This is a genomic window from Variovorax sp. J22G73, from assembly GCF_030317035.1.
Lineage (GTDB): Bacteria > Pseudomonadota > Gammaproteobacteria > Burkholderiales > Burkholderiaceae_C > Variovorax.
Genome location: NZ_JASZYK010000004.1, coordinates 612124 through 636223 on the forward strand (window position 1 = coordinate 612124; position 24100 = coordinate 636223).

A 24100-nucleotide genomic window follows, 5' to 3' on the forward strand; every position below is an offset into this window, starting at 1 on the left:
GCGCGCAGCGAAGCGGCGCCGTGGAGGGGAAAGAAGAAAAAGTCGAATTCATGAGGCGACGGCGCCGTGGCGCCGCTCCACATTGCGGCGCGCGACGAGCACCAGCACCGCGGCCGCCAGCAAGGGCGCCCACACGGTGACCATCTCGTTGAACAGCACCGCCGCGCCGCGCGGCGAGAAGAACTTCTTCAGCGCGATCGGCGACACCTCGATGGGGCGCCACGGGCTGAAGTAGCGCACGTCGCTGAACGGCCAGAAGAAGGCGATGCCGATGCCGCCGTTGGTCAGCATGTCCAGCAGCGGATGCGACACGGTGCACAGCGAAATCCACGCCCAGCCCACCGCGCGGCGCATGCCCCAGCGCGGCGCGAGCCACCAGCCAACCAGGCCCAGCAGCAGCGCGAACAGCAGCGTGTGCGTGAAGCCGCGGTGCCCCGCCATGCCGCCGTAGGCGATGCCGAGCTTGAAGGCCAGGCCGTCGAAGTCGGGCGCGATGGCCGCGACCATGCCCGCCAGCAGCGCCGGCACCGGCACGCGCCGCGTGCCCAGCGCAAGGGCTGCGCAGACGGGAACGGCGACGTGGGTGAAGACGGTGGGCATCGGTTATGGCGTAGCGGGTGCGGTGTGGATCACGCGGCCTTCTTCGGCGGCATCTGCGCGACCCATTCGCGCGGCGCCATCGGGAAGCCCAGCCGCTCGCGGCTTTCGTAGTAGCTCTGCGCCACGCTGCGCGCGAGGTTGCGGATGCGCCCGATGTAGGCGGCGCGTTCGGTCACGCTGATGGCGCCGCGCGCGTCCAGCAGGTTGAAGCTGTGCGCGGCCTTCAGCACCTGTTCGTAGGCCGGCAGCGCGAGCTGCTCGGTCATGAGGTGCTTGGCCTGCTTTTCGTGCGCGTTGAAGGCGGTGAACAGGAACTCGGCGTCGCTGTGCTCGAAGTTGTAGGTCGACTGCTCGACCTCGTTCTGCTTGTAGACGTCGCCGTAGCTCAGGCCATCGGTCCAGGTCAGGTTGTAGACGTTGTCCACGCCCTGCAGGTACATGGCCAGGCGCTCCAGGCCGTAGGTGATCTCGCCGGTGATGGGCTTGCAGTCGATGCCGCCGACCTGCTGGAAGTAGGTGAACTGCGTCACTTCCATGCCGTTGAGCCACACCTCCCAGCCCAGGCCCCAGGCGCCGAGCGTGGGGTTCTCCCAGTCGTCTTCCACGAAGCGGATGTCGTTCTTCTTCAGGTCGAAGCCCAGGGCCTCGAGGCTGCCGAGGTAGAGCTCCAGGATGTTGCTGGGCGCGGGCTTGAGCACGACCTGGTACTGGTAGTAGTGCTGCAGGCGGTTGGGGTTCTCGCCGTAGCGGCCGTCCTTGGGGCGGCGGCTGGGCTGCACGTAGGCGGCCTTCCAGGGCTCGGGGCCGAGGGCGCGCAGGAAGGTGGCGGTGTGCGAGGTGCCCGCGCCCACTTCCATGTCGTACGGTTGCAGCAGCGCGCAGCCCTTGTCGGCCCAGTACGACTGCAGTTTGAGAATGATTTGCTGGAAGGTCAACATGAAGCTGGCCGGCAGGGGCCGGACATTGGACGGTAGCGTGGACGGGTAGCGCGGCGACACGCCGCGAAAGCGGGCGATTTTACGTTCGGAGGGCAACTCTCCCACAGCGGCGCGGGAAGTCGCCTGCTGGCGAGGGCGCGCGGCGGGTGCGACAACTGCCAACCCGTCGCTTGCGACAGACCGCGGCGAGCGCCATCCCTCTCTTTTTTCCGCCGCTTTCCACCCGCCCTCCTCCGTTTTTCCCTGGACCCCTGGACATGCCCGTGCCCGAGCCCACACCCGACGCTCCCCTTTTCATCGTGCTCAACGCCGGCTCCGGCAGCGAAGACGCGGCCGAGGCGCGCCGGGTCATCGAAGAAGGCTGCGCCGCGGCCGGCCGGCGCCTGCGCATCTTCGTGGTCGACGGCCCCGGCCGGGTGCAGGCGCTGGCGCGCGAAGCGGTCGAGCGGGCGCGCGCGGCCGGCGGCGTGGTGGTGGCGGCGGGCGGCGACGGCACCATCAACGCGGTGGCGCAGGCCACGCTGGGCAGCGGCTGCGCCTTCGGCGTGCTGCCGCAGGGCACCTTCAACTATTTCAGCCGCACCCACGGCATTCCGCGCGACACGGCGCAGGCGCTGCACATCCTGCTGACCGAGCAGCCCCGGGCGGTGCAGGTCGGGCTGGTAAACGACCGCGTGTTCCTGGTCAACGCCAGCATGGGCCTGTACGCCGAGCTGCTGGAAGAGCGTGAGAGCTACAAGTCGCGCTTCGGCCGCAGCCGCTGGATCGCTTTCGGCGCCGGGCTGCTCACGGTGCTGCGCGGCCACCGGCACTGGAACCTGCGCATGGCCTGGCGCGGCAAGGAGCGCGACATTCGCACGCCCACGCTGTTCGTCGGCAACAACCCGTTGCAGCTGCACCAGGTCGGCATCGCCGAGGCCGACGCGCCGGAGCAGGGGCAGCTCGCCGCCATCGCGCTGAAGCCGGTGGGGCCGTTGTCGATGCCAGGGCTGCTGGTGCGTGGCGCGCTGGGGCGGCTGGGCGATGCCGACGAGGTGCTGAGCTTTCCGTTCGAGTCGCTCACCGTCAAGGGCAGCCGGGCGCTCGGTCCGGTGGGCCCGCGGGGCCCGCGCCGCGTGAAGGTGGCGACCGACGGCGAGATCGGCTGGGTCGACATGCCGCTGCTGTTTCGCGTGTCGCCCGAGCCGCTGTGGCTGGTGCGGCCCGCGCAGACCGCGCCCGAGCTGGAAGCCGCCCGCGAATGAGCTGCCGATGACTTGCCTCCTGCAGATTTCCGACCCGCACTTCGGCACCGAGCAGCCCGAGGTGCTGCAGGCGCTCGAGCGGCTGTCGCACGCGCTGGCGCCGGGGCTGGTCGTGTTTTCAGGCGACATCACCCAGCGCGCCACCGTGGCGCAGTTCGCGGCGGCGCGCGCCTTCGCCGACCGGCTGGGCGCGCCGGTGCTGGCCGTGCCGGGCAACCACGACATTCCGCTGTACCAGTTGGCCGCGCGCGTGTTCGCGCCCTATGCGCGCTACCGCCAGGCCTTCGGCGACGACCTGGAGCCGGTGTTCGAGTCGCCCGAGTGGCTGGTGGTCACGGTCAACACCACGCGCTGGTACCGCCATGAAGACGGCGCGGTCTCGGCGGCGCAGGTGGAGCGGGTGGCGCAGCGGCTCGCTTCCGCGCTGCCGTCGCAGGTGCGCGTGGTGGTGACGCACCAGCCGGTGATGGTCACGCGCACGCAGGACCTGGGCAACCGCCTGCACGGCCGCGAGAAGGCCGTGGCGCGCTGGACGGCGGCGGGCGCCGACCTGGTGCTGGGCGGCCACATCCACCTGCCCTTCGTGCGGCCGCTGCACGACGCCTTCGCGGGCTGCGCGCGCACGGCATGGGCGGTGCAGGCGGGCACGGCCACGTCGTGGCGGGTGCGCGCGGGGCACCCCAACTCGGTGAACGTGGTGCGCCCGGACATGGTCGAAGGCCGTCGCGCGTGCCGGGTGGAACGCTGGGACTACGTGGCGCGCGACAAGGCCTTCGGCTGCGCCGAAGTATTCGGGCTTTCTCTTGCCAGCGAAGCGACGCAGCCTTAGGGTGCGCCGCTATGTCGACGGAAGCCCCCCTCTCCTCTCTCCCCGCTCTTTCGCCCCTCCCTTCCCTGGTTCTCACCGCGCAGCAGCTCGGCGCGCATGCGCTGCCCTGGTTCGTTTCGCTGCTCGCGGTCGCGATGCTGGGAGCCGGCGCGGTCTGCCATGTGCTGCAGAAGCGCCACTTCAACACGCTGGACACCGACGAGCCCAGCGAGCCGCGCATCGCGCTCGGGCTGGCGTCGGGCTTCGTGCTGATCCTGCTGGCGGCCAGCCTGTTCGCGTGGATCGCGTCGAACATTTCCGACGGCCGCGTGGTCGGCCAGGCCGACCATGCGCTCACCGACGCCATCGCCGCGCACCTGCCGTGGGCTGCGCTGGTGGTGTTCAGCTGGGTCACGCACCTGGGCGACGCGGCTTTCCTGGCGCCGGTGTGCGTGCTGGTGGCGGCCGTGCTGTGGTGGCACCGGCACCGCGGGCTGGCGCTGGGCTGGGTGATGGCGCTGGGCGGCATCGTGGTGCTGAACCCGGCGCTGAAGCACATCTTCGCGCGGGCCCGGCCGCTGCACGACCACGGGCTGGCGCTGGAGACCAGCTACAGCTTTCCCAGCGGCCACAGCGCGGGCGCGATCGTGAGCTACGGGATGCTGCTGTACCTGGTGCTGCGCACCATGCCGCCGCGCTGGCATGTGCCGGGCGCGATGGCCGCCGCCGGGGCCATCGTCACCATCGCCTGCAGCCGCATCTTCCTGCAGGTGCATTTCGCGAGCGATGTGGCCGCCGGCCTGCTGACCGGCCTGGCCTGGCTGCTGGTGTGCGTGGGCAGCCTGGAATACGCGCGGCACCGCAAGCTGCGGCGCGCGCTGGCCTGAGCCGGGCCAGGCCAGGCCAGGCCCGGGAGATCAATACTCCCAGAAGATGCGTTGCAGTTCTTTGGTGTCGCTGGTCTTGGTCAGCGCGACCATCGCCAGGATGCGCGCCTTCTGCGGGCGCAGGTCGTGCGCCACCACCCAGTCGTACTTGTCGTCGGGCTGCTCGGCGTTGCGGATCACGAAGCCGTCGGGCACGCGCGAGCTGCGAATGACGATCACGCCGTCGGCGCGCGCCTTCTGCAGGTTGGGCACGATGCGGTCGGCCACCGAGCCGTTGCCCGTGCCGCCGTGGATCAGCGCCTTCACGCCGCTCTTGGCAATGGCGTCGATGGCAACCGAGGACACGCCTTCGTAGCCCATGGCGATCTCCACCGGCGGCAGCGCGTTGATGCTGTCGATGTTGAACTCCGAGTTCATGGTGTGGCGCTTCACCGGCGCGCGGAACCAGTAGTTCCGGCCCTCCACCACCATGCCCAGCGGGCCCCACTGGCTGGAGAAGGCGCTGGTCTTGATGTTGACGTTCTTGCTCACGTCGCGGCCGCTGTCGATGTTGTCGTTCATCGTCACCAGCACACCCTTGCCCATGGCGTCCTTGCTGCCCGCCACGTTCACGGCGTCGTACAGGTTGAGCGCACCGTCGGCCGACAGCGCGGTGCCCGGGCGCATCGAGCCGACCACCACGATGGGCTTGGCGGTGTGCACGGTGAGGGTCAGGAAGTAGGCGGTTTCCTCGAGCGTGTCGGTGCCGTGAGTGATGACGATGCCGTCCACGTCGGGCTGCTTCGACAGCGCCGACACGCGCTTGGCCAGCGTCAGCAGGTTGTCGTTGGTGAGGCTTTCCGATGCGACCTGGAACACCTGCTCGCCGCGCACGTTGGCCACCTTGGAAAGCTCCGGCAGGCCGGCGATGAGCTTCTCCACGCCCACCTTCGCCGCCGCGTAGGTGGCGCTGTTGACGGCCGAGGCGCCTGCGCCCGCGATGGTGCCGCCGGTGGCAAGGATCACCACGTTGGGCAGCGCCTGCTGCGCCTGCGCGAGCGCGCTGGCCGCCAGCAGGGCGGCACCGGCCGCGAGGGCCCTGAAACGGGGAGAAAGGTACATGGAGAGCTCCTGTGTTGAAGTGGAATCTTTCGAGGCGGCGAGGAAGATACATGAACCATGCCCGCATGCACCGCGCGTCCATGCCGGCATCGCATGCAGCCATGCGCGAAGGATTACCATCGACCGCGCCCCTCTGCAGCCCGCCTTGCCATGAACGCCGATTCCTCAGCAGATCCCTCCGCAGATTCCGCAGCCCTCGCCGCCTCTCCCGCCCAGGAAATGCCCGCCCCCGAGGGGCCGCTGTCGCGCGCGCGGCCGGGGCGCGAACGCATCATGGCGGCGATCCGCACCGCGGCGGTCGCGGAGTTCAGCCTGCACGGCCTGAAGGGCACTTCCACCCAGGCCATCGCCGCGCGCGCCGGCCTGACCAAGCCCCAGCTGCACTACTACATCGTGGGCAAGGAAGAGCTCTACGAAGAGCTGCTGATGCAGGTGCTGCACGCGTGGAAGGTGGTGTTCTCGTTCGAGGACGCGAGCGACCCCGCCACGGTGCTGGGCGACTACATCCGCAAGAAGCTGGACCACGCCATCGACAGCCCCGAGATGTCGCGCATCTTCACGCGCGAAATCCTCGACGGCGGGCGCAACCTGGACCGCTACTGGCCCAACGCGCGGGCCTGGACGCAGAAGAAGGTCGACATCATCAACGGCTGGATCGCGCGCGGGCAGATGCGCCCGCTGGACGCGCGCATCCTGCTGATGCATGTGTGGGCCATGACCCAGAGCTACGCCGACTACGCCATCCAGACGCGCGTGATGCTCGGCCTGCCGCCGGACGCGCCCATCGACCGCGAGCCGATCGCGCGCGAGCTGGTCGCCTTCGTACTGAACGGGTGCGGCATCAAGACCTGAAGCCGCGGGGCTGCAGGGCCCTCATGGCCCTCATGGCCGACAGGGCCGACAGGGCCGACAGGGCCGACAGGGCTGACAGGGCTGACAGGGCTGACAGGGCTGACGCGGCCTAGAGCCCGTGCACGATCCAGGTGTCTCCAGGCGCCGTGGGCACGCGCACCGTGTTTTCGCCGACGTGGTCGAAGCGGTACTCGCGCCCGCCGATGGCGACCAGCCTCATGTTGGTCCACACCCGGTACTCGTAGCCGTCGGCCACCGGCGTGACCTGCAGCACGCGGAACACCGGCGGCACGACCACGGTGATGTGCACGCGCGCCGAGGCGCTGCCGCTGCCATAGCCTGACTCCGCCCGGGACGGCAGCGGCACGAGCGTGCCGACGCCTGCGAGTGCCAGCGCCAGTGCGCCGGCAACAGGCGCCGCCGCACACCGCGCGCCACTCGCCCATCGAAGCCTAGGTTCCGTCATGTCGCCGATCAGAAAAGCAGGAAAAGCGCGCGCCCTCCGCGCCCGCCCCTCGGATATCGGCAAGCCCCGGCGGAACTGAAGGGGCGCTTGAACCGGAACTCCCGCCCCAACCCGGTGCACTCGTTCTGGCACGTCGCTTGCATAACCTGACCACTTGCTCTGATTAAGCGGTCAAACACCATGCGCGTGCTCGTCATTTACTGCCATCCGGTCGAAACCAGCTTCCATGCCGCCCTGCACCAGGAGGTGCTGGCGAACCTGCGCGCCGCCGGGCACGAGGTGGACGACTGCGACCTGTACGCCGAAGGCTTCAACCCGGTGCTCTCGCGCGAGGAACGCCTGGGCTACCACGAGGTGCCGGCCAACCAGATCCCGCTGAAGCCCTATATCGACCGCCTGCAATGGGCCGAGGGCATCGTGTTCTGCTTTCCGACCTGGTGCTTCGGCCTGCCGGCCATGCTCAAGGGCTACTTCGACCGGATCTTCATGCCGGGCGTGGCCTTCGACATCAGCGACCCGGCCAACGTGAAGCCGATGCTCACGCACATCAAGCGCATCAGCGCCGTGGTCACCTACGGCCGGCCGCGCTGGGTGGCGATGTACATGGGCGACCCGCCGCGCAAGATCGTCACGCGCTACATGAAGCGGCTCACCGGCCAGGGCGCCAAGGTGGACTACCACGCCCACTACCACATGAACGTGGCGACCGAGCCCCAGCTGAAGCGCTTCAAGGCGAAGGTCGGCAACGCGATGGCGCGCTTCGCATGAGCACCGCGCCGACCCTGCTCGACAACGTGCGGCTGCCGCGCTGGCTGCTGCCGACCGACTGGCCGCAGCACGACGGCGTGCCGGTGCTGGCGCGCATCGCCATCGAAGCCGGCCGTGTGCAGGCGGTGCGCCCCGTGGCCGATGCCAACGGCAACCCCGCCACCGAAGGCAGCGCCGCCACCGCATGGAACCTGGCCGGCACGCTCGCCCTGCCCGGCTTCGTCGATGCCCACACGCACCTCGACAAGGCCTTCACGCTGCCGCGCATGAAACAGGTGCAGCCCGGTCTGCTCGGCGCCATCGACGCAATGCTGGCCGACCGCGTGCACTGGACGTCCGCCGACGTGCGCGAGCGTGCCGCGCGCGGCCTGCAGTGGGCCTGGGAATGCGGCACCACCCACGTGCGCACGCACGTCGACTGGTGGGAGCCCGAGTCGCTGCCCATGGCCTGGCCCGTGATGGCCGAGCTGGCGCAGGAGTGGGCCGGCAAGGTGCGCCTGGAGCAGGTGAGCCTCATCAAGCTGCCGCTGTTCGAAGACGCGGCGCAGGCCCTGCGCCTGGCCCGGCAGGTGAAGGCCACCGGCCCGCACGCGCTGCTGGGCGGCTTCGTGCACTCCACCAACTGGAGCGAGAACGCGCTGCGCAACCTGCTGGTGTCGGCGCAGGCCTGCGACCTGGACATCGACCTGCATGTGGACGAAGAGCTCAACGCCGCGGCGGTCGGCCTGCAGGCCACGGCGCGCATCCTGCGCGAGATCGGCTACGAAGGCCGCGTGGTCTGCGGCCACATCTGCGCGCTGTCGGCCCAGCCCGAGGCGCAGGCCTTCGCCACGCTCGACGCGGTGGCGCGCGCGCCCATCACCGTGGTGTCGCTGCCCGCCACCAACCTGCTGCTGCAGGACGCCGTCACCGGCCGCACGCCGCGCCAGCGCGGCATCACGCTGGTGAAGGAAGCGCGCGAGCGCGGCATTCCGCTGCTGTTCGCGAGCGACAACGTGCAAGACCCCTTCTGCCGGCTCGGCAGCTTCGACCCGGTCGAGGCGCTGGGCACGGCCGCGCTGGTGGCGCAGCTCGACGAGCCCTTCGACACCTGGTCGCAGGCGCTGTGCCGCGGCGACTGGCTGCGGCGCGAGCGCGCTCCTGCACAGCCCACGCTGGTCGGCGCCCCCGCCGACCTGGTGCTCTTCACCGACGCCGACCGCCACGGCTGGCCCTCGCGCACCGCGAACCGCGTGGTGCTGCGCGACGGCCGCGTGACGCGCGGCGACGCCACGCCCTTCCTCCCCCGGTAACGAACCCCAAGGACACCCCATGCTCCACGGCTACATCCCGCCCCACCGCTTCCTGCCCTACCTGAGCTGGACCGAAATCGCCGCGCTGCCCGACCGCGAGAACACCGTCATCGTGCTGCCCTGCGGCGCCATCGAGCAGCACGGCCCGCACCTGCCGTGCTCGGTCGACAGCGTGATCAGCTCGGGCGTGATGGGCAAGGCGCTGGAAAAGCTGCCGGCCGACGTGCGCGCCTTCGCGCTGCCGACCATCACCTATGGCAAGTCGGAAGAGCACCTGCACTTTCCGGGCACCATGACGCTCACCGGCACCACGCTGCTGTCGACCGTGATCGAGATCGGCGAGTCGGTCTACCGCTCGGGCTTTCGCAAGCTGCTGTTCGCCAACGGCCACGGCGGCCAGCCGCAGGTGCTGGAAATGGCGGCGCGCGAGCTGCGCCTGCGCCACGGCGACTTCGTGATCGTGCCGCACGGCGTGTCGCGCCTGCCGAGCGCGGCCAGCAAGCAGGTGAGCGAGCAGGAAAAGAAGCTCGCGATGCACGCCGGCCATTCCGAGACCGCGCTGATGCTCGCGCTGGCGCCCGAGACGGTGCACATGGAGCGCGCGGTGGCCAACTTTCCGCCGCCCTTCCCCATCAAGCTGCTGTCGGCCGACGGCCGCCCGGCCTGCGCCTGGACGGCGCGCGACTTCGGCCCCAGCGGCGTCATCGGCGACCCAACCACCGCCACGCGCGAACAGGGCGAGGCCATCCTGGACACGCTGTCCGACAGCTGGGTGCAGGCGCTGACCGAGCTCCACGCGCTGCGCTGGGTCGTGCGCGAGGAAGCCACCTGGGAGCGCGGCCACCAGCAGGGTTTCATCCAGCAGAGCTTCACGCCGGCCTGACCTGAACCGGCCGCGCCTGCTTCTTGCATCGGCCCCTTCACCGTTTTCTTTTTTTCACTTCACCCAGCCCTCGAGAGGTCCATTCCATGCGCTCCTTCGCTCTGTCCCTGGCCGGCGCCGCCGCCATCGCCTTCCTCGCCGCCGCGCCCGCGCAGGCCGAGGACAAGTTCACCTACATGACCAACTGGTACGCGCAGGCCGAGCACGGCGGCTTCTACCAGGCCGTGGCGCAGGGCATCTACAAGAAGTACGGCCTGGACGTGACCATCAAGATGGGCGGCCCGCAGGTCAACATCACCCAGATGATGGCCGCCGGCCAGGCCGACTGCATCATGGGTTCGAGCGACATCCAGATGATGCAGGTGCGCGAAGGCGGCGTGCCCGTGGTGAACGTGGCGGCCTTCTTCCAGAAGGACCCGCAGGTGCTCATCGCGCACGACGACGTGAAGAAGTTCGAAGACCTGAAGGGCAAGACGCTGCTCATCGGCGCGCAGGCGCAACGCGGCTACTGGCCGTGGCTGAAGACCAAGTTCGGCTTTACCGACGAACAGACGCGGCCCTACACCTTCAACATCCAGCCCTTCGTGGCCGACAAGAACACCGCGCAGCAGGGCTACCTCACCTCCGAGCCCTACGCCATCCAGAAGGCCGGCGTGAAGAGCACCGTGCTGATGTTCAGCGACCACGGCTTCCCGGCCTACGCCACCACGGTGTCGTGCATGGAAAAGACGCTGAAGGACCGCAACAAGCAGGTCGCCGCGTTCGTCAAGGCCTCGGCCGAAGGCTGGAAGAGCTACCTGGCCGACCCGGCGCCCGCCAACGCGCTGATCAAGAAGGACAACCCCAACATGACCGACGACCAGCTCGCCTACAGCGTGGCCAAGCTGAAGGAGATGGGAATGATCACCGGCGGCGACGCCGCCAAGCTGGGCATCGGCGTGATGACCGATGCGCGCGCCAAGGCGAGCTACGACTTCCTGGTGAGCGCGAAGCTGCTCGACCCCGCCAAGGTGGAACTCGCCAAGACCTACACGACCGAGTTCGTGAAGGACGCGAAGGTCCTGCCCTGACGCGTTCGACGCGCTGGACCCTGTTCAGCCCTGAAACCAGGCGGCCGCGCGTTGCGGCCGTTCTCGAAAGGCCCCAAGCATGAATCGCATCGAACCCCACACGCTGGCGCCACCGCCGGAGCTCGCACCCTCGGTGCCCGCCGTCGAAATACTCTCGGCCGAAAAGACCTACCCCAACGGCACGCAGGCGCTGCTGCCGGTGGACCTGTCCATCGCCGAGGGCGAATTCGTCACCCTGCTGGGCCCTTCGGGTTGCGGCAAGAGCACGCTGCTGAAGATGGTGGCGGGCATGCTCGAACCCAGCGACGGCCGCCTGCTGGTGTGGCGCAAGCCCGTGAGCCAGCTGCAGGACAGCACGCGAAAGATGTCCTTCGTGTTCCAGTCGGCCACGCTGATGCCGTGGGCCAGCGTGCAGACCAACGTGCGCCTGCCGCTGGACCTGGCGGGCGTGCCGCGCAAGGAGGCCGATGCGCGCGTGACCGAATCGCTCGCGCTGGTAGGGCTCGAAAAGTTTGCCAGCGCACTGCCGCGCGCGCTCTCGGGCGGCATGCAGATGCGCGTGTCCATCGCGCGTGGCCTGGTCACGCAGCCCGACCTGCTGCTGATGGACGAGCCCTTCGGCGCGCTCGACGAAATCACGCGCCACAAGCTCGACGCCGACCTGCTCGACCTGTGGCGCAAGAAGAAGCTCACGGTGATCTTCGTGACGCACTCCATCCACGAGGCGGTGTTCCTGTCGAGCCGCGTGGTGATGATGGCCGCGCGGCCGGGCCGCGTGGTGGAGCAGTTCCGCATCGACGAGCCCTATCCGCGCAAGGCCGACTTCATGGTCACGCCCGAGTTCGCGCGCTACGCCAAGCAGCTGCAGGACAGCCTGCTGCGCGCCAGCACCACCGAAGAGGAGGCTGCGCCATGACCGCGACGCAACAGAAGAAGCCGACGAAGAAGGCGCCCACGCCGCTGCTGGCCCAGCCGCGCGTGCAGCGCGTGCTGTACCCGGTGCTCATCGGCGTGGTGCTGGTGGCGCTGTGGCAATGGATGGTGGTCGCCATGGAGCTGCCCGCCTACCTGGTGCCCTCGCCCTACCTGATGATGCAGACGCTGGTGACCGACTGGGGCCCGCTGGGCAACGCGCTGCTGGTCACGCTGAAAATCACCGTGCTGTCGTTCCTGCTGGCCACGGTGGCGGGCGTGCTGATCTCGTTTTTGTTCGTGCAGAGCAAGCGCATCGAGACCGCGCTCTTTCCGTACGCGGTGCTGCTGCAGGTGACGCCCATCGTGGCGGTGGCGCCGCTGATCATCATCTGGGTGAAGAACCCGGTGGCGGCCATGACGGTGTGCGCGGCGCTGGTGGCGTTGTTCCCCATCATCAGCAACACCACGCTGGGGCTGCGCAGCATCGACCCCGACCTGCAGAGCTACTTCAAGCTGAACCGCGCCACGCGCTGGCAACAGCTGGTGCGCCTGCGCATTCCGAGCGCGCTGCCGTACTTCTTCGGCGGGCTGCGCATTTCCAGCGGCCTGGCGCTCATCGGTGCGGTGGTGGCGGAGTTTGTCGCCGGCACAGGCGGCTCGGGCGCGGGCTTGGCGTATCAAATTTTGCAGGCGGGCTTCCAGCTGAACATTCCGCGCATGTTCGCCGCCCTGCTGCTCATTTCCCTCACCGGCGTCGCGCTCTTCGTGCTGATGGCCTGGCTCACCAAGGTGGCGCTGGGCTCGTGGCATGCGAGCGAACTTTCCCAGGATTGAACCCAACCATGAACGCTCCCGCTTCCGTCATCGAGCAGCTGCTGCTCGAACTCCCCGACCTCGACTGGATCACCGACGAGGGCCGCGTCACGCGCCTTTCGCAAGACTTCTCCTGGTTCAGCCCGGTGCTCACGCGCCAGCTGAAGGACAAGCGCGCCGACGTGGTCGTGCGCCCGCGCACCGAAGAAGAAATCCGCTCGGTGGTCGGTGCCTGCGCGCGCCGCGGCGTGCCCATCACCATCCGCGGCAGCGGTACCGGCAACTACGGCCAGACCACGCCGCTGGCCGGCGGCGTGGTGCTCGACATGACGGCCTACAACGCCTGCCTGTGGGTGCGGCCCGGCGTGGCGCGCGCGCAGGCCGGCATCCGCCTGGGCGAGCTCGAGAAGCAGACCAAGCCCACGGGCCAGGAAATGCGCTGCGTGCCTTCCACCTACCGCAGCGCGACGCTGGGCGGGCTCTTCGGCGGCGGCTTCGGCGGCGTGGGCTCCCTCAACTACGGGCCGCTGAGCGCGCCGGGCAACGTGATCGGCATTCGCGCGATGACCATCGAGGCCGAGCCGCAGATGGTGGAACTGCGCGGCCCCGACGCCATGCGCATGCACCATCTGTGGGGCACCAACGGGCTGGTGCTGGAGCTGGAGATCGCGCTGGCGCCCGCGCACCCCTGGCTGGAAACGCTGGTCACTTTCGACAGCTTCGAGAACGCGCTGAACTTCGCCGACAAGCTCGCGAACGCGCCGGGCATCGTGAAGCGCGGCGTTACCTTCTTCGCGGCGCCCATCGGCGAGCACCTGGCGCAGCTGGCGGCGCATTTGCCCAAGGGCTGCCACACGGTGCTGTCGCTGGTGGCCGAGTCGAACGAGCCGGCCATGATGCTGCTGGTGGAGGCGCACGGTGGCACCGTGGGCTACCGCAAGACGGCGGCCGAGGTGCAGAAGAGCAACCGCACGCTGATGGAATTCACCTGGAACCACACGACGCTGCACGCGCTGAAGATCGACCCCACGCTCACCTACCTGCAGAGCGGCTTCATTCCGGGCAAGCACGTCGAGCAGATCATCGAGATGGAAAAGCTGCTGGGCGGCGAGGTGATGATGCACGTCGAGTTCCTGCGCAATGTGGCGGGGCTGCTGACCTGCAGCGGGCTGCAGCTGGTGCGCTTCAGCACGGAAGAGCGGCTGAACGAGATCATCGACATCCACCGCGCGCACAACGTGCACATCAACAACCCGCACGTGAACATCGTGGAAGACGGCAAGGCCGGCGGGCCGCTGCCGCCGGAGGTCATCGAGGTGAAGAAGCGCTTCGATCCGCTGGGGCTGCTGAACCCGGGCAAGCTGCGCGACTGGCCGGTGAAGGCCGCGCAGACCGCCGAGAACGCCTGATCGTCAGCGCCGGCGGCGGCCCAGCACGAAGGCCGCGGCCACGATGGCCATCGCCAGAATCCACAGCGGCCACAGCCCGAAGGGCGCCACCCAGCGCGCATAGGGCGTGAGGCCGCGGCGGCCTTCGACGTCGGCCTCCAGCACGCCGCGCGTGAGGCGCGGCAGCTCGTGCGTCACGCGGCCTTGCGCGTCGATGACCACGGTGGCGCCGGTGTTGGTGGCGCGCACCATCGGCCGTGCGAACTCGAGCGCGCGCATGCGCGAGATGGACAGGTGCTCGTCGATGGCCACCGAGTCGCCGAACCACGCGATGTTGCTCACGTTCAGCAGGATGGTGGGGGCCGTGGCCTCGTCCTTGAAGTTGGCGCCGATCTCGTCGCCGAACAAGTCTTCGTAGCAGATGTTGGGCGCGATGCGCTGGCCCTGCCAGAGGAACGGCGCCTGCGCGAGGCCGCCGCGCTCGAAGTCGCCCAACGGGATGTTCATCATCTGGATGAACCAGCGAAAGCCCGTGGGAATGAATTCGCCGAAGGGCACGAGGTGGTGCTTGCTGTACCGGTAGGCCTGCACGGCGCCGGGCTGGAAGCCGAGCACCGAGTTGCTGTACGTGCCCGGCCCGCCAAGGCCGGTCATGGGCAGGCCGACGATGGCCGCCTGCGTGCCCTGGCTGTAGCGCGCCTGGATGGCCTCGAGGTAGCCGGGCGGAAGCTGCTGGGGAAGCAGCGGCAAGGCGGTTTCGGGCGTGACCACGAGCGAGGCCTTGGCGTCGCGCAGCTGTTCGCCGTACCAGCGCAGCGCAGTCTCGATGCCGCCGCCCGGAATGAATTTCTCGTCCTGCGGGATGTTGCCCTGCAGCAGCGCGACCTGGAGCTTGCCGGCGGCGCCCTTGTCGCCTTGCACATCGCTTCGCAGCGAAGGCACGAGGTGCGGCATGGCGACCACCAGCGCGATCAGCGCCACGCCTTGCGCCCACTCGACGGCGCGAACCGGCCGGTGCAGCGCGACCAGCGCCACCACCAGCGCCGCCGCCGCGCCGATGCCGTACACGCCGACCCACGGGGCCAGCGCGGCCAGCGGCCCTTGGACATGCGCGTAGCCGCCCGCGCCCCACGGGAAGCCCGTGAACCAGCTGCCGCGCACGAGTTCGGCGAGCGTCCACAAGGCAGCGAACACCAGCGCGCCCGTTACCCGGCCCTGCGGTCCACGCACCACGAACCAGGCGGCAGCCGCCGCGTAGTAGAGCCCGAGCGCCGCGGCCAGCGCCACCACGGCGATGACCGCCAAGGGCGCGGGCAAGCCGCCGTAGGTGTGCAGGGAAATGAAGAGCCACCAGAAGCTGCCGGTGAGCCAGGCGGTCGAAAAAAGCCAGCCATGCAGGCCGGCCCGGCGCCAGCCGGCACCTTGCGCGCGCAACCCGTCGAGCAGCCACACCAGCGCGCCGAGCGACAGCAGTTGCAGCCACCACAGCGGCTTGCCGCCCACGGGCGACGCCATCGACAGCGCCTGGGCGAGCCCTGCGGCGCCGAAGCCGAGCAGGCGGAACAGGTGGGCGGAAGAAGAGGCTGGCGTGCCGCGCATCAGTCGGCCGCGTCGCCGCCGCGGGCCGGGGACACCTTGAACCAGCGCACCGCGCCGCCCTTGGTGTGCAGCACCACGAAGTCGAAGCCGCCGATGGCGTGGTGCTCGCCGCGCTTGGGCACGTGGCCCATCTCGTGCGCGATCAGCCCGCCGATGGTGTCGAAGTCTTCGCTGAGCTGCTCTTCGTCGAACACGATGCCGAAGGCCTCGGCCACGCGCTCGATGGGCGTGTCGCCCGAGACGCGGTAGGTGTGGTCGGCCAGGCCGAAGATGTCGCCCTCGTCCTCGGCGATGTCGAACTCGTCCTCGATCTCGCCGACGATCTGCTCGAGCACGTCCTCGATGGTGATCAGGCCGGCCACGCGGCCGAACTCGTCGATGACGATGGCCAGGTGGTTGCGGTTGCCGCGGAACTCGCGCAGCAGGTCGTTCAGGCCCTTGCTCTCGGGCACGAAGGTGGCCGGGCGCAGCAACGCGCGAATGTTCAGGCCCGGCGCGCGCTGCAGCTTGAGCAGGTCTTTCGCGAGCAGGATGCCGATGATGTTTTCTTTTTCGCCCTCGTACACCGGAAAGCGCGAGTGAGCGGTGTCGATGACCAGGTGCAGCAACGCGTCGTAGGGCGCGTCGATGTTCACCGTGTCCATGCGCGGGGCGGCGACCATGACGTCGCCGGCGGTCATGTCGGCCATGCGCAGCACGCCTTCGAGCATCACGCGCGACTCGGCGCCGATCACCTCGTTGTCCTCGGCGTCCGCCAGGGTTTCGATCAGCTCGTCGCGCGAGTCTGGTCCGGGGTGGATGAATTCGGCGAGCTTCTGGAGGAAGCCGCGCTTGTCTTCCCGTTCAACGGGAGCGCGTTCAGGGTGAGGTTCGGCCACTGCGGGAGGGCTTAGTTGAAGAGACGCAAGGATACCGGATTGCGTATGACAGCCTCTATCGCACGGCCGTTATAGGCCACATGCGGGCCACCCGTGGGCCATGCCCAGTCCACGCGGCGCGCTAACGCGGAGGCTCAGGAACCCGATTTGCGCCGTGCCGCGCGCATGCCGCTGCGCACTTCCTGCAGGCTGGCCAGGAACGACCAGAACTGCTTGGCGCGGCTCTTGAGCGCGAAGTCAACCGCGGCGTAGTGCTCCAACGCGATCTCGCTCATGCGGCTGTCGAAGGTGGCGCTGGGCAGCTGCAGATGGGCCTCGGCCTCGGCGCCGCTGCGCACCACGGTGGCGCCGGCGTTGCGCGCGATCTTCAGCATGGCGGCGTTCTCGCTCAGCGCATGAATGAAGAGCATGCCCACGCCCTCGTTGCGCGCCACGACCACGGCGCGCTCGAACAGGCGGGCGCCATACCCGCGGCCACGCGCGTGCGCCGACACCGAGACGCCGAACTCGGCGCAGTCGCTGTGCTGGTCGCCGGGCGCGAAGGCCAGGTGCGACATGGCGATCAGTTCGAGGCGTCGGTTGTAGATGCCGAAGAGCTCGTCGCGCTCGAAGTCGAGGCCGTCGACGTAGCGCTGCACCTGTTCGTCGGCCGCCGCGTAGCCGAAGCGCAGGTAGCGGTCGTGCGGGGTCAGGTCGAGCAGGTGGCGGGCGATGCGCTCGCGCTCGCGCGGGCCGATCGAGCGGATCGGCACCATCACGGGTTGAGGCGCGCTGGCGGCGCGCGGTTGCGTTTCAACCATCGGCGCCTTGAGGAAAGAGCCGAGGCCTAGAGACGCTTTGAGGAAGGTCTTGGCGTTGAGCATGCATCGAATGTAAGGGTTTTCCCTTAATCAACAAGCATGCAGGGTCAATTGCAAGACGCATTCGTGACCCAATGCCGGATCGCGTGGCGCTCGCGCAACCGGGTGTGGCTAAACCGGCACAGCCGTGGTGGCCTTGACACGGTCCAGCACGAAGCTGGTCTTGCAGTCCTGCACGCTGGGGTGCTTGAGCAGGGTGTCCATGATGAAGCGGCTGTAGTGGGCCATGTCGGCCACCACCACGCGCAGCAGGTAGTCCATGTCGCCGGTCAACGCCGCGCACTCGACCACCTCGGGCCAGGTCTGCACGCTCGCGCGGAAGAGGTCCATCGGGTTGCGCTTGTGGCTTTCGGTGTGCTTTTCGAGCCGCACGTTGAGGTATGCGGTCAGGCCCAGCCCCACGGCCTCGGGCGGCACCAGCGCCACGTAGCGGTCGATGACCTTGTGCTCTTCGAGCCGCTTGACCCGGCGCAGCACCGCGCTGGGCGACAGGCTCACCTGCTCCGCGATCTGGTCGTAGGTAGCGCGGCCGTCTGCTTGCAGCGTGCGCAAAATAAGCCGATCTATCTTGTCCAGTGCTTCCATTCTTCTATTTTTGCAGTTTTACTGCGTCAAGGCCAGCATGTGCGCCCGGAAACGCAGAAAACCTGAGAGCCGTTCGCCCTACATTGCATGACCGGCCGGTTTCGCCCCGAGATCGCGCCCCCATTCATTCAACGAATCCCCACTCTTTCGGAGACCGCACATGAGCCAAGCCGACGCACCCGCCTTCACGCCCTGGGACAACCCCATGGGCACCGACGGCTTCGAATTCATCGAATACGCGGCACCCGATCCGGTCGCCATGGGCAAGGTCTTCGAGCGCATGGGCTTCACCGCCGTGGCCAAGCACCGCCACAAGAACGTGCTGCTGTACCGCCAGGGCACGATCAACTTCATCCTGAACGCCGAGCCCGATTCCTTCGCGCAGAAATTCGCGCGCGAGCACGGCCCGAGCGTGTGCGCCATCGCCTTCCGCGTGCAGGACGCCAAGCAGGCCTACGAGCGTGCCACCTCGCTCGGTGCCTGGGGCTTCGCCGACAAGGCCGGCCCGGGCGAGCTGAACATTCCCGCCATCAAGGGCATCGGCGACAGCCTGATCTACCTGGTGGACCGCTGGCCCGGCAAGAACGGCGCCAAGCCTGGCGACATCGGCAACATCGGCTTCTACGACGTCGACTTCGAGGCGCTGCCCGGCGTCGCGCCCGAACAGGCGCTCTCGCCGTTCGGCAACGGCCTGACCTACATCGACCACCTGACGCACAACGTGTACCGCGGCCGCATGAACGTCTGGGCCGGCTTCTACGAAAAGCTCTTCAACTTCCGCGAGATCAAGTACTTCGACATCGAAGGCCAGGTCACGGGCGTGAAGAGCAAGGCCATGACCAGCCCCTGCGGCAAGATCCGCATCCCGATCAACGAAGAGGGCAAGGAGCAGGCCGGCCAGATCCAGGAGTACCTGGACATGTACAAGGGCGAGGGCATCCAGCACATCGCGATGGGCTCGGACGACCTGTACGCGACCGTCGACGAACTGCGCGCCAAGGGCGTGACGCTGCTGGACACCATCGACACGTACTACGAACTGGTCGACAAGCGCATTCCGGAGCACGGCGAAAGCGTGGCCGAACTGCAGAAGCGCAAGATCCTGATCGATGGCAAGAAGGACGCGCTGCTGCTGCAGATCTTCAGCGAGAACCAGCTCGGCCCGATCTTCTTCGAGTTCATCCAGCGCAAGGGCGACGACGGCTTCGGCAACGGCAACTTCAAGGCGCTGTTCGAGAGCATCGAGCTCGACCAGATGCGCCGTGGCGTGCTGAGCGCCGCAAAATAAGCGCTCGCAACCCACCTATCCACTGCTCCAGGAGCCCGGCATGCGCAGCTGCACGTTTTCGATCGGTCTGACACTCGTCGCGGCTGCAGCCGCTGCTCTCTCGGGCTGCGCCATGCAGCCCGCGACACCCATGGCACCGTCGGCGGTGCCGCTGGTGGCGGGCTCCCACCTCGACGCGGTGCAGAAAGCCGCCGTGCTCCGCATCTGCACCCCGGGCGACTACAAACCCTTCAGCTTCCAGAAGACGGACGGCGCCTTCGAGGGCATCGACGTCGACCTGATGACCGGCTTCAGCACGAGCCTGGGCGCCAAGCCCGAGTGGATCAAGACCACCTGGGCCAACCTGCTGCCCGACTTGGCAGCGGGCAAGTGCGACATCGCCGTGGGTGGCGTGTCGGTCACCACCGACCGGCAGAAGCGCGCCTTTTTCAGCGCGCCCTACATGGTCAACGGCAAGACGCCCATCGCGCGTTGCGCTGACGTGGCCAAGTACCAGAGCGTGGCCGCCATCGACCAGCCGTCGGTGCGCGTCATCTTCAACCCGGGCGGCAGTAACGAGCGCTTCGCCCGCGCCAATTTCAAGCAGGCCAGGCTGACGCTGCACGGCGAGAACGTGACGATCTTCGACGAGATCCTCGCCAACCGCGCCGACGTGTTCGTCACCGAGGCGGCCGAGGCAATCACGCAGCAGAAGCTCAAGCCGGGCCTGTGCGCAGTCAACCCCGACAAGCCGCTGCAGTACGGCGAAATGGCCTGGATGCTGCCGCGCGACGACGTGGCCTTCAAGTCGTACGTCGACCAATGGCTGCACCTGCAGCAAGCCGGCGGCGACTTCCAGCGGACCATGGACCGCTGGCTCAAGTAACCCTTCTTCCAGCGATCGCTTCACTCATGGACTCCCCTGCCGCCGCCATTGTCACCTCCGCCGTCACGCCCGCCGTGTATGGCGCCTCGGATCGCCCGCCGCGCGGCGACTACTCGCGCGGCGGCACCGTGCTGTCCGACTACACCTGCCCGCAGGACTGGGCCAGCTACACGCCAGCCGACCATGACACCTACCGGCGGCTCTACGAGCGGCAGGCCGCGCAGTTGCCCGGCCTGGCGTGCGACGCCTTCATCAACGCGCTGCCGTCGCTGGGCGTGAAAGACCGCATTCCGCGCTTCGACGAAATCAACGACCGGCTGCACCGCGCCACGGGCTGGGAGATCGCCGCCGTGCCGGGGCTGATTCCGGAGCTGCCCTTTTTCACGCTGCTGGCGAACCGCAAGTTTCCGGTGACCGACTGGATCCGCAAGCCCGAGGAGTTCGACTACATCGTCGAGCCCGACGTGTTCCACGACCTCTTCGGCCATGTGCCGATGCTGTTCGACCCGACCTTCGCCGACTACGTGCAGCGCTACGGCGCGGGCGGCATCAAGGCGCATGAACTGGGAGCCGGCGAGAAGCTGTCGCGGCTGTACTGGTACACGGTGGAGTTCGGCCTGATTCGCCAGCCCGAGGGCCTGCGCGCCTACGGCGCGGGCATCCTGAGCTCGGTGGGCGAGCTGAAGCACGCGGTGCTCAGCGACGAGCCGCGCCGCCTGCCGCTGGACCTGCTGCGCGCCATGCGCACGCGCTACAAGATCGACACCTACCAGGCCAACTACTTCGTGATCGACAGCTTCGCGCAGCTGTTCGACCTGACGGCGCCCGACTTCGCGCCGCTGTACGCGGCGCTCGAGGTCCAGAGCGACATCGAGGCCGGTGTGCTGCTGCCGGGCGAATCAGGCAAGGCCTGATCGCGCTTGCAAAGATGCGCGCCGCGCGGCTATCGCGCGCGCGACATCCTTTGCGCCCCTCCTAGGACAAGCCCGCTGGCGGCGGAGGCATGCTGCCTCCCACAATCCGCGCCAAAGGAGCTTGCATGCAGACATCCACGCAACACAACTATCCGGCCGGCGTACCGCTCGAGATTCATCCCGAGCAATACCGTTCCTTGCCCCACATGTTCGACGAGGCGTTCGCGCGCCATGCCGACAAGCCGTTCTCGGTGTGCATGGAGCGCTGGATGTCTTACGGCGAGCTCGACACGCTGTCGAAGGCACTGGGCGCCTGGCTGCAGTCGCGCGGCCTCGAGCCGGGCGCGCGCGTGGCGATCATGCTGCCCAACATTCCGCAGTTCGCGGTCACCATGTGCGGCGTGCTGCGCGCGGGCTACACCTGCGTGAACGTGAATCCGCTGTACACGGCGCGCGAGCTGGAGCACCAGCTGAAGGACTCCGGCGCGACGGCCATCGTCATCCTGGAGAACTTCGCGTCGACGCTGGAAAAGGTCATCGAGCGCACGCCGATCAAGCACGTGGTCATGACATCGATGGGCGACCTGCTGGGCGGGCTGTATGGCGCGTGGATCACCGCGGCGGTGCGGCACCTGGCGAAGATCGTGCCAGCGTACAAGCTGCCGCTGGACGAAGGCCGCACGGTCACGCCGTTCAACCAGGCGCTCACCGAGGGCCGCGGCCGCACGCTCGGGCCGGACCAGAGCACGCTCGATTCGATCGCGTTCCTGCAGTACACGGGCGGCACCACAGGCTTGTCGAAAGGCGCGGTGCTGACGCATCGCAACATCGTCGCGGCCACGCTGCAGGCCGAGGCCTGGTTCACGCCGGCGCTCTCGCGCGCCGGGGATCTCGCCAAGGTGAACAGCATCGCGGCGCTGCCGCTGTATCACATCTTCGCGTTGACGCTCAGCCTGCTGGTGATTCGCCAGGGCTCGCACATGACGCTGATTCCGAACCCGCGCGACTTCAACAAGTTCATCGCGGTGCTGAAGAAGCGGCCCTTCCATATGCTGCCGGCGGTGAACACGCTGTTCAATGCGCTGCTGATGCACCCGGAGTTCAAGACCATCGATTTCTCGACGCTGTTCGTCTCTCAGGCAGGCGGCATGGCCGCCTCCGAAGGCACGGCACGCAAGTGGTTCGAGGCCACCGGCTGTCCGATGATCGAGGGCTGGGGCATGAGCGAGACCTGCGCGATCGGCACCAACAACCCGGTGTCGAACACGACGTTCACCGGCACCATCGGGCTCCCGCTGCCGAGCATCGAAATCGCCATCAAGGACGACGACGGCCACTCGCTGGCGAACGGCCAGCCGGGTGAACTCTGCATCAAGGGGCCGAACGTAATGACCGGCTACTACAACCAGCCTGCCGAGACCGCCGCGGCGTTCACGGCAGATGGCTTCATGCGTACAGGAGATATCGCCGTGATGCAGGACGATGGCTACAGCCGCATCGTCGACCGCAAGAAGGACATGATCCTGGTGAGCGGGTTCAACGTGTTCCCGAATGAGTTGGAAAACGTTATTTCGCTGTGCCCAGGTGTCGTCGAATGCGCGGCCGTGGGCGTGCCGGACGAGAAGCAAGGCGAGGCGATCAAGGTGTTCGTGGTGCGGCGCGATCCCGCGCTGACGGAAGATGCCGTGCTGCAGTATTGCCACTCGCAACTCACCGGCTACAAGCGGCCGAAGCACATCGAGTTCAGGGATTCGCTGCCGAAAACCAATGTCGGGAAAATCTTGCGGCGCGAACTGCGTGTCAGCGCGGGCGCTTGAATGAGCGGTCGTTCTGGTGCGAGTGCCGGGTTGCCGGCGAACATTGTCGTTTTCGAGCGGGGGTGGCTTTCTTCTAACAACGTCTTGTTTGTGGGATCTGAAGAAACGGCGGTTGTCGATACCGGGTATGTGACGCATGCGGAGCAGACGGTGGCGCTGATCGAGTCGGTGCTCGGGGAGCGACCGCTGGATCGCATCCTGAATACGCACCTTCACAGCGATCACTGCGGTGGGAATGCGGCGCTGCAGACGCGCTACCCCTGTGTTCGCACCGACATTCCACCGGGTGAAGCTGCGCTGGTCGAACGCTGGGATGAAGAAGCGCTGAGTTTCGTGGCGACGGGGCAGACGTGTCCGCGATTCGGGCTGACCGGCTTGCTGAAACCCGGGACGTATTGCCTGCTTGGAGATCGGCAATGGCAGGTTCATGCGGCACCAGGACACGACACTCACTCTGTGATTCTTTTCGAGCCCGCCTCGCGTACGTTGATTTCAGCAGATGCGCTATGGGAAAACGGATTCGGCGTGGCGTTTCCCGAGCTGGCAGGTGAGCCTTCTTTTGCGGACATGGCGGCGACGCTGGACTTGATCGAAACCTTGGCACCGCTGCAGATCGTTCCCGGGCATGGGGCCGTCTTTGGCGACGTCGATAAATCGCTGGCCATCGCGCGGCGCCGGCTCGATGGGCTGCGCCGCAATCCAGCGAAGCATGCGCGTCACGCCATCAAGGTGTTGATGAAGTTCAAGCTGCTGGAGATGCAGGCGATCGGCGTCGACGAATGGGAGCGCTGGCTGAGGGGCACGCCCTATTTGGCGAACATCCGCTCGCGCTTCTTTGCGGATGTCGAGTTGGATCGATTGACCGGCGATATCTTGAGCGAGTTGATTGCGTCTGGGGCCGCATCAATGGATCGCGCGTTTATTCGCAACGTCTGAATTTGGCGAGCCAATTGCTCGCTTGCGCTTGAGTTATCTGACGCGCAAAGCAAAAAACCCCAGTCAATTCTGACTGGGGTTTTCTGGGCTGTAAGAGCCTGACGATGACCTACTTTCACACGGGAACCCGCACTATCATCGGCGCTGAGTCGTTTCACTGTCCTGTTCGGGATGGGAAGGAGTGGTACCAACTCGCTATGGTCATCAGGCATAAAGGGTTGTCTGCGTGATCGATTGATCAGGCAGACGAATTCATAGAGTTTGGAATCAGCTTTTGGCGAATTATTTTGAATGCGTCAACTTGGCATAACACCTTGATCTGTATTTTGATCA

Annotated in this window: 24 protein-coding genes and 1 rRNA gene; 16 read left to right on the forward strand and 9 right to left on the reverse strand. The window is 67.5% G+C overall.

Annotated elements, in window-relative coordinates; translation table 11 throughout:
- Positions 1-48: 48 nt before the first annotated feature.
- Both QTI51_RS19375 and glyQ read right to left on the reverse strand, forming a co-directional pair.
- The gene (locus tag QTI51_RS19375) at positions 49-600 is read right to left on the reverse strand and encodes a metal-dependent hydrolase (protein WP_116909594.1); all 552 of its coding nucleotides are present in this window, start codon (positions 598-600) and stop codon (positions 49-51) included.
- A gap of 29 nt (positions 601-629) precedes the next feature.
- Complete coding sequence (glyQ, locus tag QTI51_RS19380; RefSeq protein ID WP_093130572.1) at positions 630-1538, reverse strand: glycine--tRNA ligase subunit alpha; 909 nt, start codon at positions 1536-1538, stop codon at positions 630-632.
- A gap of 257 nt (positions 1539-1795) precedes the next feature.
- Between glyQ and QTI51_RS19385 the strand changes: the two genes are divergently transcribed.
- From QTI51_RS19385 to QTI51_RS19395, 3 genes are read left to right on the forward strand one after another with little or no spacing between them, the layout of a single operon-like run.
- Positions 1796-2782: a diacylglycerol/lipid kinase family protein gene (locus QTI51_RS19385; RefSeq protein ID WP_116909595.1), complete on the forward strand. Its 987-nt coding sequence runs from the start codon at positions 1796-1798 to the stop codon at positions 2780-2782.
- Positions 2783-2789: 7 nt separating this feature from the next.
- The gene (locus tag QTI51_RS19390) at positions 2790-3611 is read left to right on the forward strand and encodes a metallophosphoesterase family protein (RefSeq protein ID WP_116909596.1); all 822 of its coding nucleotides are present in this window, start codon (positions 2790-2792) and stop codon (positions 3609-3611) included.
- Positions 3612-3622: 11 nt separating this feature from the next.
- Positions 3623-4477, forward strand: coding sequence for a phosphatase PAP2 family protein (locus QTI51_RS19395; protein ID WP_116909597.1), 855 nt, complete (start codon positions 3623-3625; stop codon positions 4475-4477).
- 30 nt (positions 4478-4507) lie between these two features.
- Here QTI51_RS19395 and QTI51_RS19400 read toward each other — a convergent pair whose 3' ends face one another.
- A complete protein-coding gene (locus tag QTI51_RS19400; RefSeq protein ID WP_116909598.1) occupies positions 4508-5578 on the reverse strand; it encodes an asparaginase in 1071 nt (356 codons plus the stop codon).
- Between the two features lie 219 nt (positions 5579-5797).
- Between QTI51_RS19400 and QTI51_RS19405 the strand changes: the two genes are divergently transcribed.
- Positions 5798-6430 (forward strand): TetR family transcriptional regulator C-terminal domain-containing protein, encoded by a 633-nt coding sequence (locus tag QTI51_RS19405; RefSeq protein ID WP_116909599.1) that lies wholly within the window; start codon positions 5798-5800, stop codon positions 6428-6430.
- A gap of 109 nt (positions 6431-6539) precedes the next feature.
- Here the strand turns inward: QTI51_RS19405 and QTI51_RS19410 are convergent, their stop codons facing one another.
- The gene (locus tag QTI51_RS19410) at positions 6540-6797 is read right to left on the reverse strand and encodes a hypothetical protein (RefSeq protein WP_116909600.1); all 258 of its coding nucleotides are present in this window, start codon (positions 6795-6797) and stop codon (positions 6540-6542) included.
- A 279-nt stretch (positions 6798-7076) separates the two neighbouring features.
- Here QTI51_RS19410 and QTI51_RS19415 point away from each other — a divergent pair, with 279 nt between their 5' ends.
- From QTI51_RS19415 to QTI51_RS19445, 7 genes are all read left to right on the forward strand, one after another.
- Entirely contained in the window at positions 7077-7664 is a 588-nt protein-coding gene (locus QTI51_RS19415) for an NAD(P)H-dependent oxidoreductase (protein WP_116909602.1), read from the forward strand.
- Entirely contained in the window at positions 7661-8956 is a 1296-nt protein-coding gene (locus tag QTI51_RS19420; protein ID WP_286515994.1) for an amidohydrolase family protein, read from the forward strand. The genes QTI51_RS19415 and QTI51_RS19420 overlap by 4 nt, the downstream gene beginning before the upstream one ends.
- A 19-nt stretch (positions 8957-8975) precedes the next feature.
- A complete protein-coding gene (locus QTI51_RS19425; protein ID WP_116909604.1) occupies positions 8976-9839 on the forward strand; it encodes a creatininase family protein in 864 nt (287 codons plus the stop codon).
- A gap of 86 nt (positions 9840-9925) precedes the next feature.
- Positions 9926-10909 (forward strand): ABC transporter substrate-binding protein, encoded by a 984-nt coding sequence (locus QTI51_RS19430; protein ID WP_116909605.1) that lies wholly within the window; start codon positions 9926-9928, stop codon positions 10907-10909.
- Positions 10910-10988: 79 nt separating this feature from the next.
- Positions 10989-11825: an ABC transporter ATP-binding protein gene (locus QTI51_RS19435; protein WP_116909606.1), complete on the forward strand. Its 837-nt coding sequence runs from the start codon at positions 10989-10991 to the stop codon at positions 11823-11825.
- Positions 11822-12658, forward strand: a complete 837-nt coding sequence (locus tag QTI51_RS19440; protein ID WP_116909607.1) for an ABC transporter permease — start codon at positions 11822-11824, stop codon at positions 12656-12658. The genes QTI51_RS19435 and QTI51_RS19440 overlap by 4 nt, the downstream gene beginning before the upstream one ends.
- An 8-nt stretch (positions 12659-12666) precedes the next feature.
- Positions 12667-14046 (forward strand): FAD-binding oxidoreductase, encoded by a 1380-nt coding sequence (locus tag QTI51_RS19445; RefSeq protein ID WP_116909608.1) that lies wholly within the window; start codon positions 12667-12669, stop codon positions 14044-14046.
- A gap of 3 nt (positions 14047-14049) precedes the next feature.
- Here QTI51_RS19445 and lnt read toward each other — a convergent pair whose 3' ends face one another.
- The 4 genes from lnt to QTI51_RS19465 form a co-directional block, all read right to left on the reverse strand.
- Entirely contained in the window at positions 14050-15624 is a 1575-nt protein-coding gene (gene lnt, locus QTI51_RS19450; protein ID WP_116909609.1) for an apolipoprotein N-acyltransferase, read from the reverse strand.
- Positions 15624-16502 carry a CorC family transporter gene (locus QTI51_RS19455; RefSeq protein WP_116909610.1) on the reverse strand — a complete coding sequence of 293 codons (879 nt, stop codon included), beginning with the start codon at positions 16500-16502 and terminating at the stop codon, positions 15624-15626. Before QTI51_RS19455 ends, lnt begins: the two co-directional genes overlap by 1 nt.
- 134 nt (positions 16503-16636) lie before the next feature.
- A complete protein-coding gene (locus QTI51_RS19460) occupies positions 16637-17365 on the reverse strand; it encodes a GNAT family N-acetyltransferase (protein ID WP_116909611.1) in 729 nt (242 codons plus the stop codon).
- Between the two features lie 108 nt (positions 17366-17473).
- Complete coding sequence (locus QTI51_RS19465; protein ID WP_116909612.1) at positions 17474-17947, reverse strand: Lrp/AsnC family transcriptional regulator; 474 nt, start codon at positions 17945-17947, stop codon at positions 17474-17476.
- A gap of 160 nt (positions 17948-18107) precedes the next feature.
- On the opposite strand from QTI51_RS19465, the gene hppD reads away from it, so the two are divergent.
- From hppD to QTI51_RS19490, 5 genes are all read left to right on the forward strand, one after another.
- Complete coding sequence (hppD, locus tag QTI51_RS19470) at positions 18108-19235, forward strand: 4-hydroxyphenylpyruvate dioxygenase (protein ID WP_116909613.1); 1128 nt, start codon at positions 18108-18110, stop codon at positions 19233-19235.
- A gap of 40 nt (positions 19236-19275) precedes the next feature.
- Entirely contained in the window at positions 19276-20100 is an 825-nt protein-coding gene (locus QTI51_RS19475; protein WP_116909614.1) for a transporter substrate-binding domain-containing protein, read from the forward strand.
- Between the two features lie 26 nt (positions 20101-20126).
- A complete protein-coding gene (gene phhA / locus QTI51_RS19480; protein WP_286515993.1) occupies positions 20127-21014 on the forward strand; it encodes a phenylalanine 4-monooxygenase in 888 nt (295 codons plus the stop codon).
- A 125-nt stretch (positions 21015-21139) separates the two neighbouring features.
- Positions 21140-22831: an AMP-binding protein gene (locus QTI51_RS19485; protein WP_116909616.1), complete on the forward strand. Its 1692-nt coding sequence runs from the start codon at positions 21140-21142 to the stop codon at positions 22829-22831.
- Positions 22832-23767: an MBL fold metallo-hydrolase gene (locus QTI51_RS19490; protein WP_116909617.1), complete on the forward strand. Its 936-nt coding sequence runs from the start codon at positions 22832-22834 to the stop codon at positions 23765-23767.
- A gap of 96 nt (positions 23768-23863) precedes the next feature.
- Here QTI51_RS19490 and rrf read toward each other — a convergent pair.
- Positions 23864-23976, reverse strand: a 5S ribosomal RNA gene (gene rrf / locus QTI51_RS19495).
- Positions 23977-24100 lie beyond the last annotated feature (124 nt).

Excerpts from the sequence above, each read along its gene's own strand:
- QTI51_RS19375 (WP_116909594.1), bottom strand. The coding sequence starts at position 600 with ATGCCCACCGTCTTCACCCACGTCGCCGTTCCCGTCTGCGCAGCCCTT.
- glyQ (WP_093130572.1), bottom strand. The coding sequence starts at position 1,538 with ATGTTGACCTTCCAGCAAATCATTCTCAAACTGCAGTCGTACTGGGCC.
- QTI51_RS19385 (WP_116909595.1), top strand. The coding sequence starts at position 1,796 with ATGCCCGTGCCCGAGCCCACACCCGACGCTCCCCTTTTCATCGTGCTC.
- QTI51_RS19390 (WP_116909596.1), top strand. The coding sequence starts at position 2,790 with ATGACTTGCCTCCTGCAGATTTCCGACCCGCACTTCGGCACCGAGCAG.
- QTI51_RS19395 (WP_116909597.1), top strand. The coding sequence starts at position 3,623 with ATGTCGACGGAAGCCCCCCTCTCCTCTCTCCCCGCTCTTTCGCCCCTC.
- QTI51_RS19400 (WP_116909598.1), bottom strand. The coding sequence starts at position 5,578 with ATGTACCTTTCTCCCCGTTTCAGGGCCCTCGCGGCCGGTGCCGCCCTG.
- QTI51_RS19405 (WP_116909599.1), top strand. The coding sequence starts at position 5,798 with ATGCCCGCCCCCGAGGGGCCGCTGTCGCGCGCGCGGCCGGGGCGCGAA.
- QTI51_RS19415 (WP_116909602.1), top strand. The coding sequence starts at position 7,077 with ATGCGCGTGCTCGTCATTTACTGCCATCCGGTCGAAACCAGCTTCCAT.
- QTI51_RS19420 (WP_286515994.1), top strand. The coding sequence starts at position 7,661 with ATGAGCACCGCGCCGACCCTGCTCGACAACGTGCGGCTGCCGCGCTGG.
- QTI51_RS19425 (WP_116909604.1), top strand. The coding sequence starts at position 8,976 with ATGCTCCACGGCTACATCCCGCCCCACCGCTTCCTGCCCTACCTGAGC.
- QTI51_RS19430 (WP_116909605.1), top strand. The coding sequence starts at position 9,926 with ATGCGCTCCTTCGCTCTGTCCCTGGCCGGCGCCGCCGCCATCGCCTTC.
- QTI51_RS19435 (WP_116909606.1), top strand. The coding sequence starts at position 10,989 with ATGAATCGCATCGAACCCCACACGCTGGCGCCACCGCCGGAGCTCGCA.
- QTI51_RS19440 (WP_116909607.1), top strand. The coding sequence starts at position 11,822 with ATGACCGCGACGCAACAGAAGAAGCCGACGAAGAAGGCGCCCACGCCG.
- QTI51_RS19445 (WP_116909608.1), top strand. The coding sequence starts at position 12,667 with ATGAACGCTCCCGCTTCCGTCATCGAGCAGCTGCTGCTCGAACTCCCC.
- lnt (WP_116909609.1), bottom strand. The coding sequence starts at position 15,624 with ATGCGCGGCACGCCAGCCTCTTCTTCCGCCCACCTGTTCCGCCTGCTC.
- QTI51_RS19460 (WP_116909611.1), bottom strand. The coding sequence starts at position 17,365 with ATGCTCAACGCCAAGACCTTCCTCAAAGCGTCTCTAGGCCTCGGCTCT.
- QTI51_RS19465 (WP_116909612.1), bottom strand. The coding sequence starts at position 17,947 with ATGGAAGCACTGGACAAGATAGATCGGCTTATTTTGCGCACGCTGCAA.
- hppD (WP_116909613.1), top strand. The coding sequence starts at position 18,108 with ATGAGCCAAGCCGACGCACCCGCCTTCACGCCCTGGGACAACCCCATG.
- QTI51_RS19475 (WP_116909614.1), top strand. The coding sequence starts at position 19,276 with ATGCGCAGCTGCACGTTTTCGATCGGTCTGACACTCGTCGCGGCTGCA.
- phhA (WP_286515993.1), top strand. The coding sequence starts at position 20,127 with ATGGACTCCCCTGCCGCCGCCATTGTCACCTCCGCCGTCACGCCCGCC.
- QTI51_RS19485 (WP_116909616.1), top strand. The coding sequence starts at position 21,140 with ATGCAGACATCCACGCAACACAACTATCCGGCCGGCGTACCGCTCGAG.
- QTI51_RS19490 (WP_116909617.1), top strand. The coding sequence starts at position 22,832 with ATGAGCGGTCGTTCTGGTGCGAGTGCCGGGTTGCCGGCGAACATTGTC.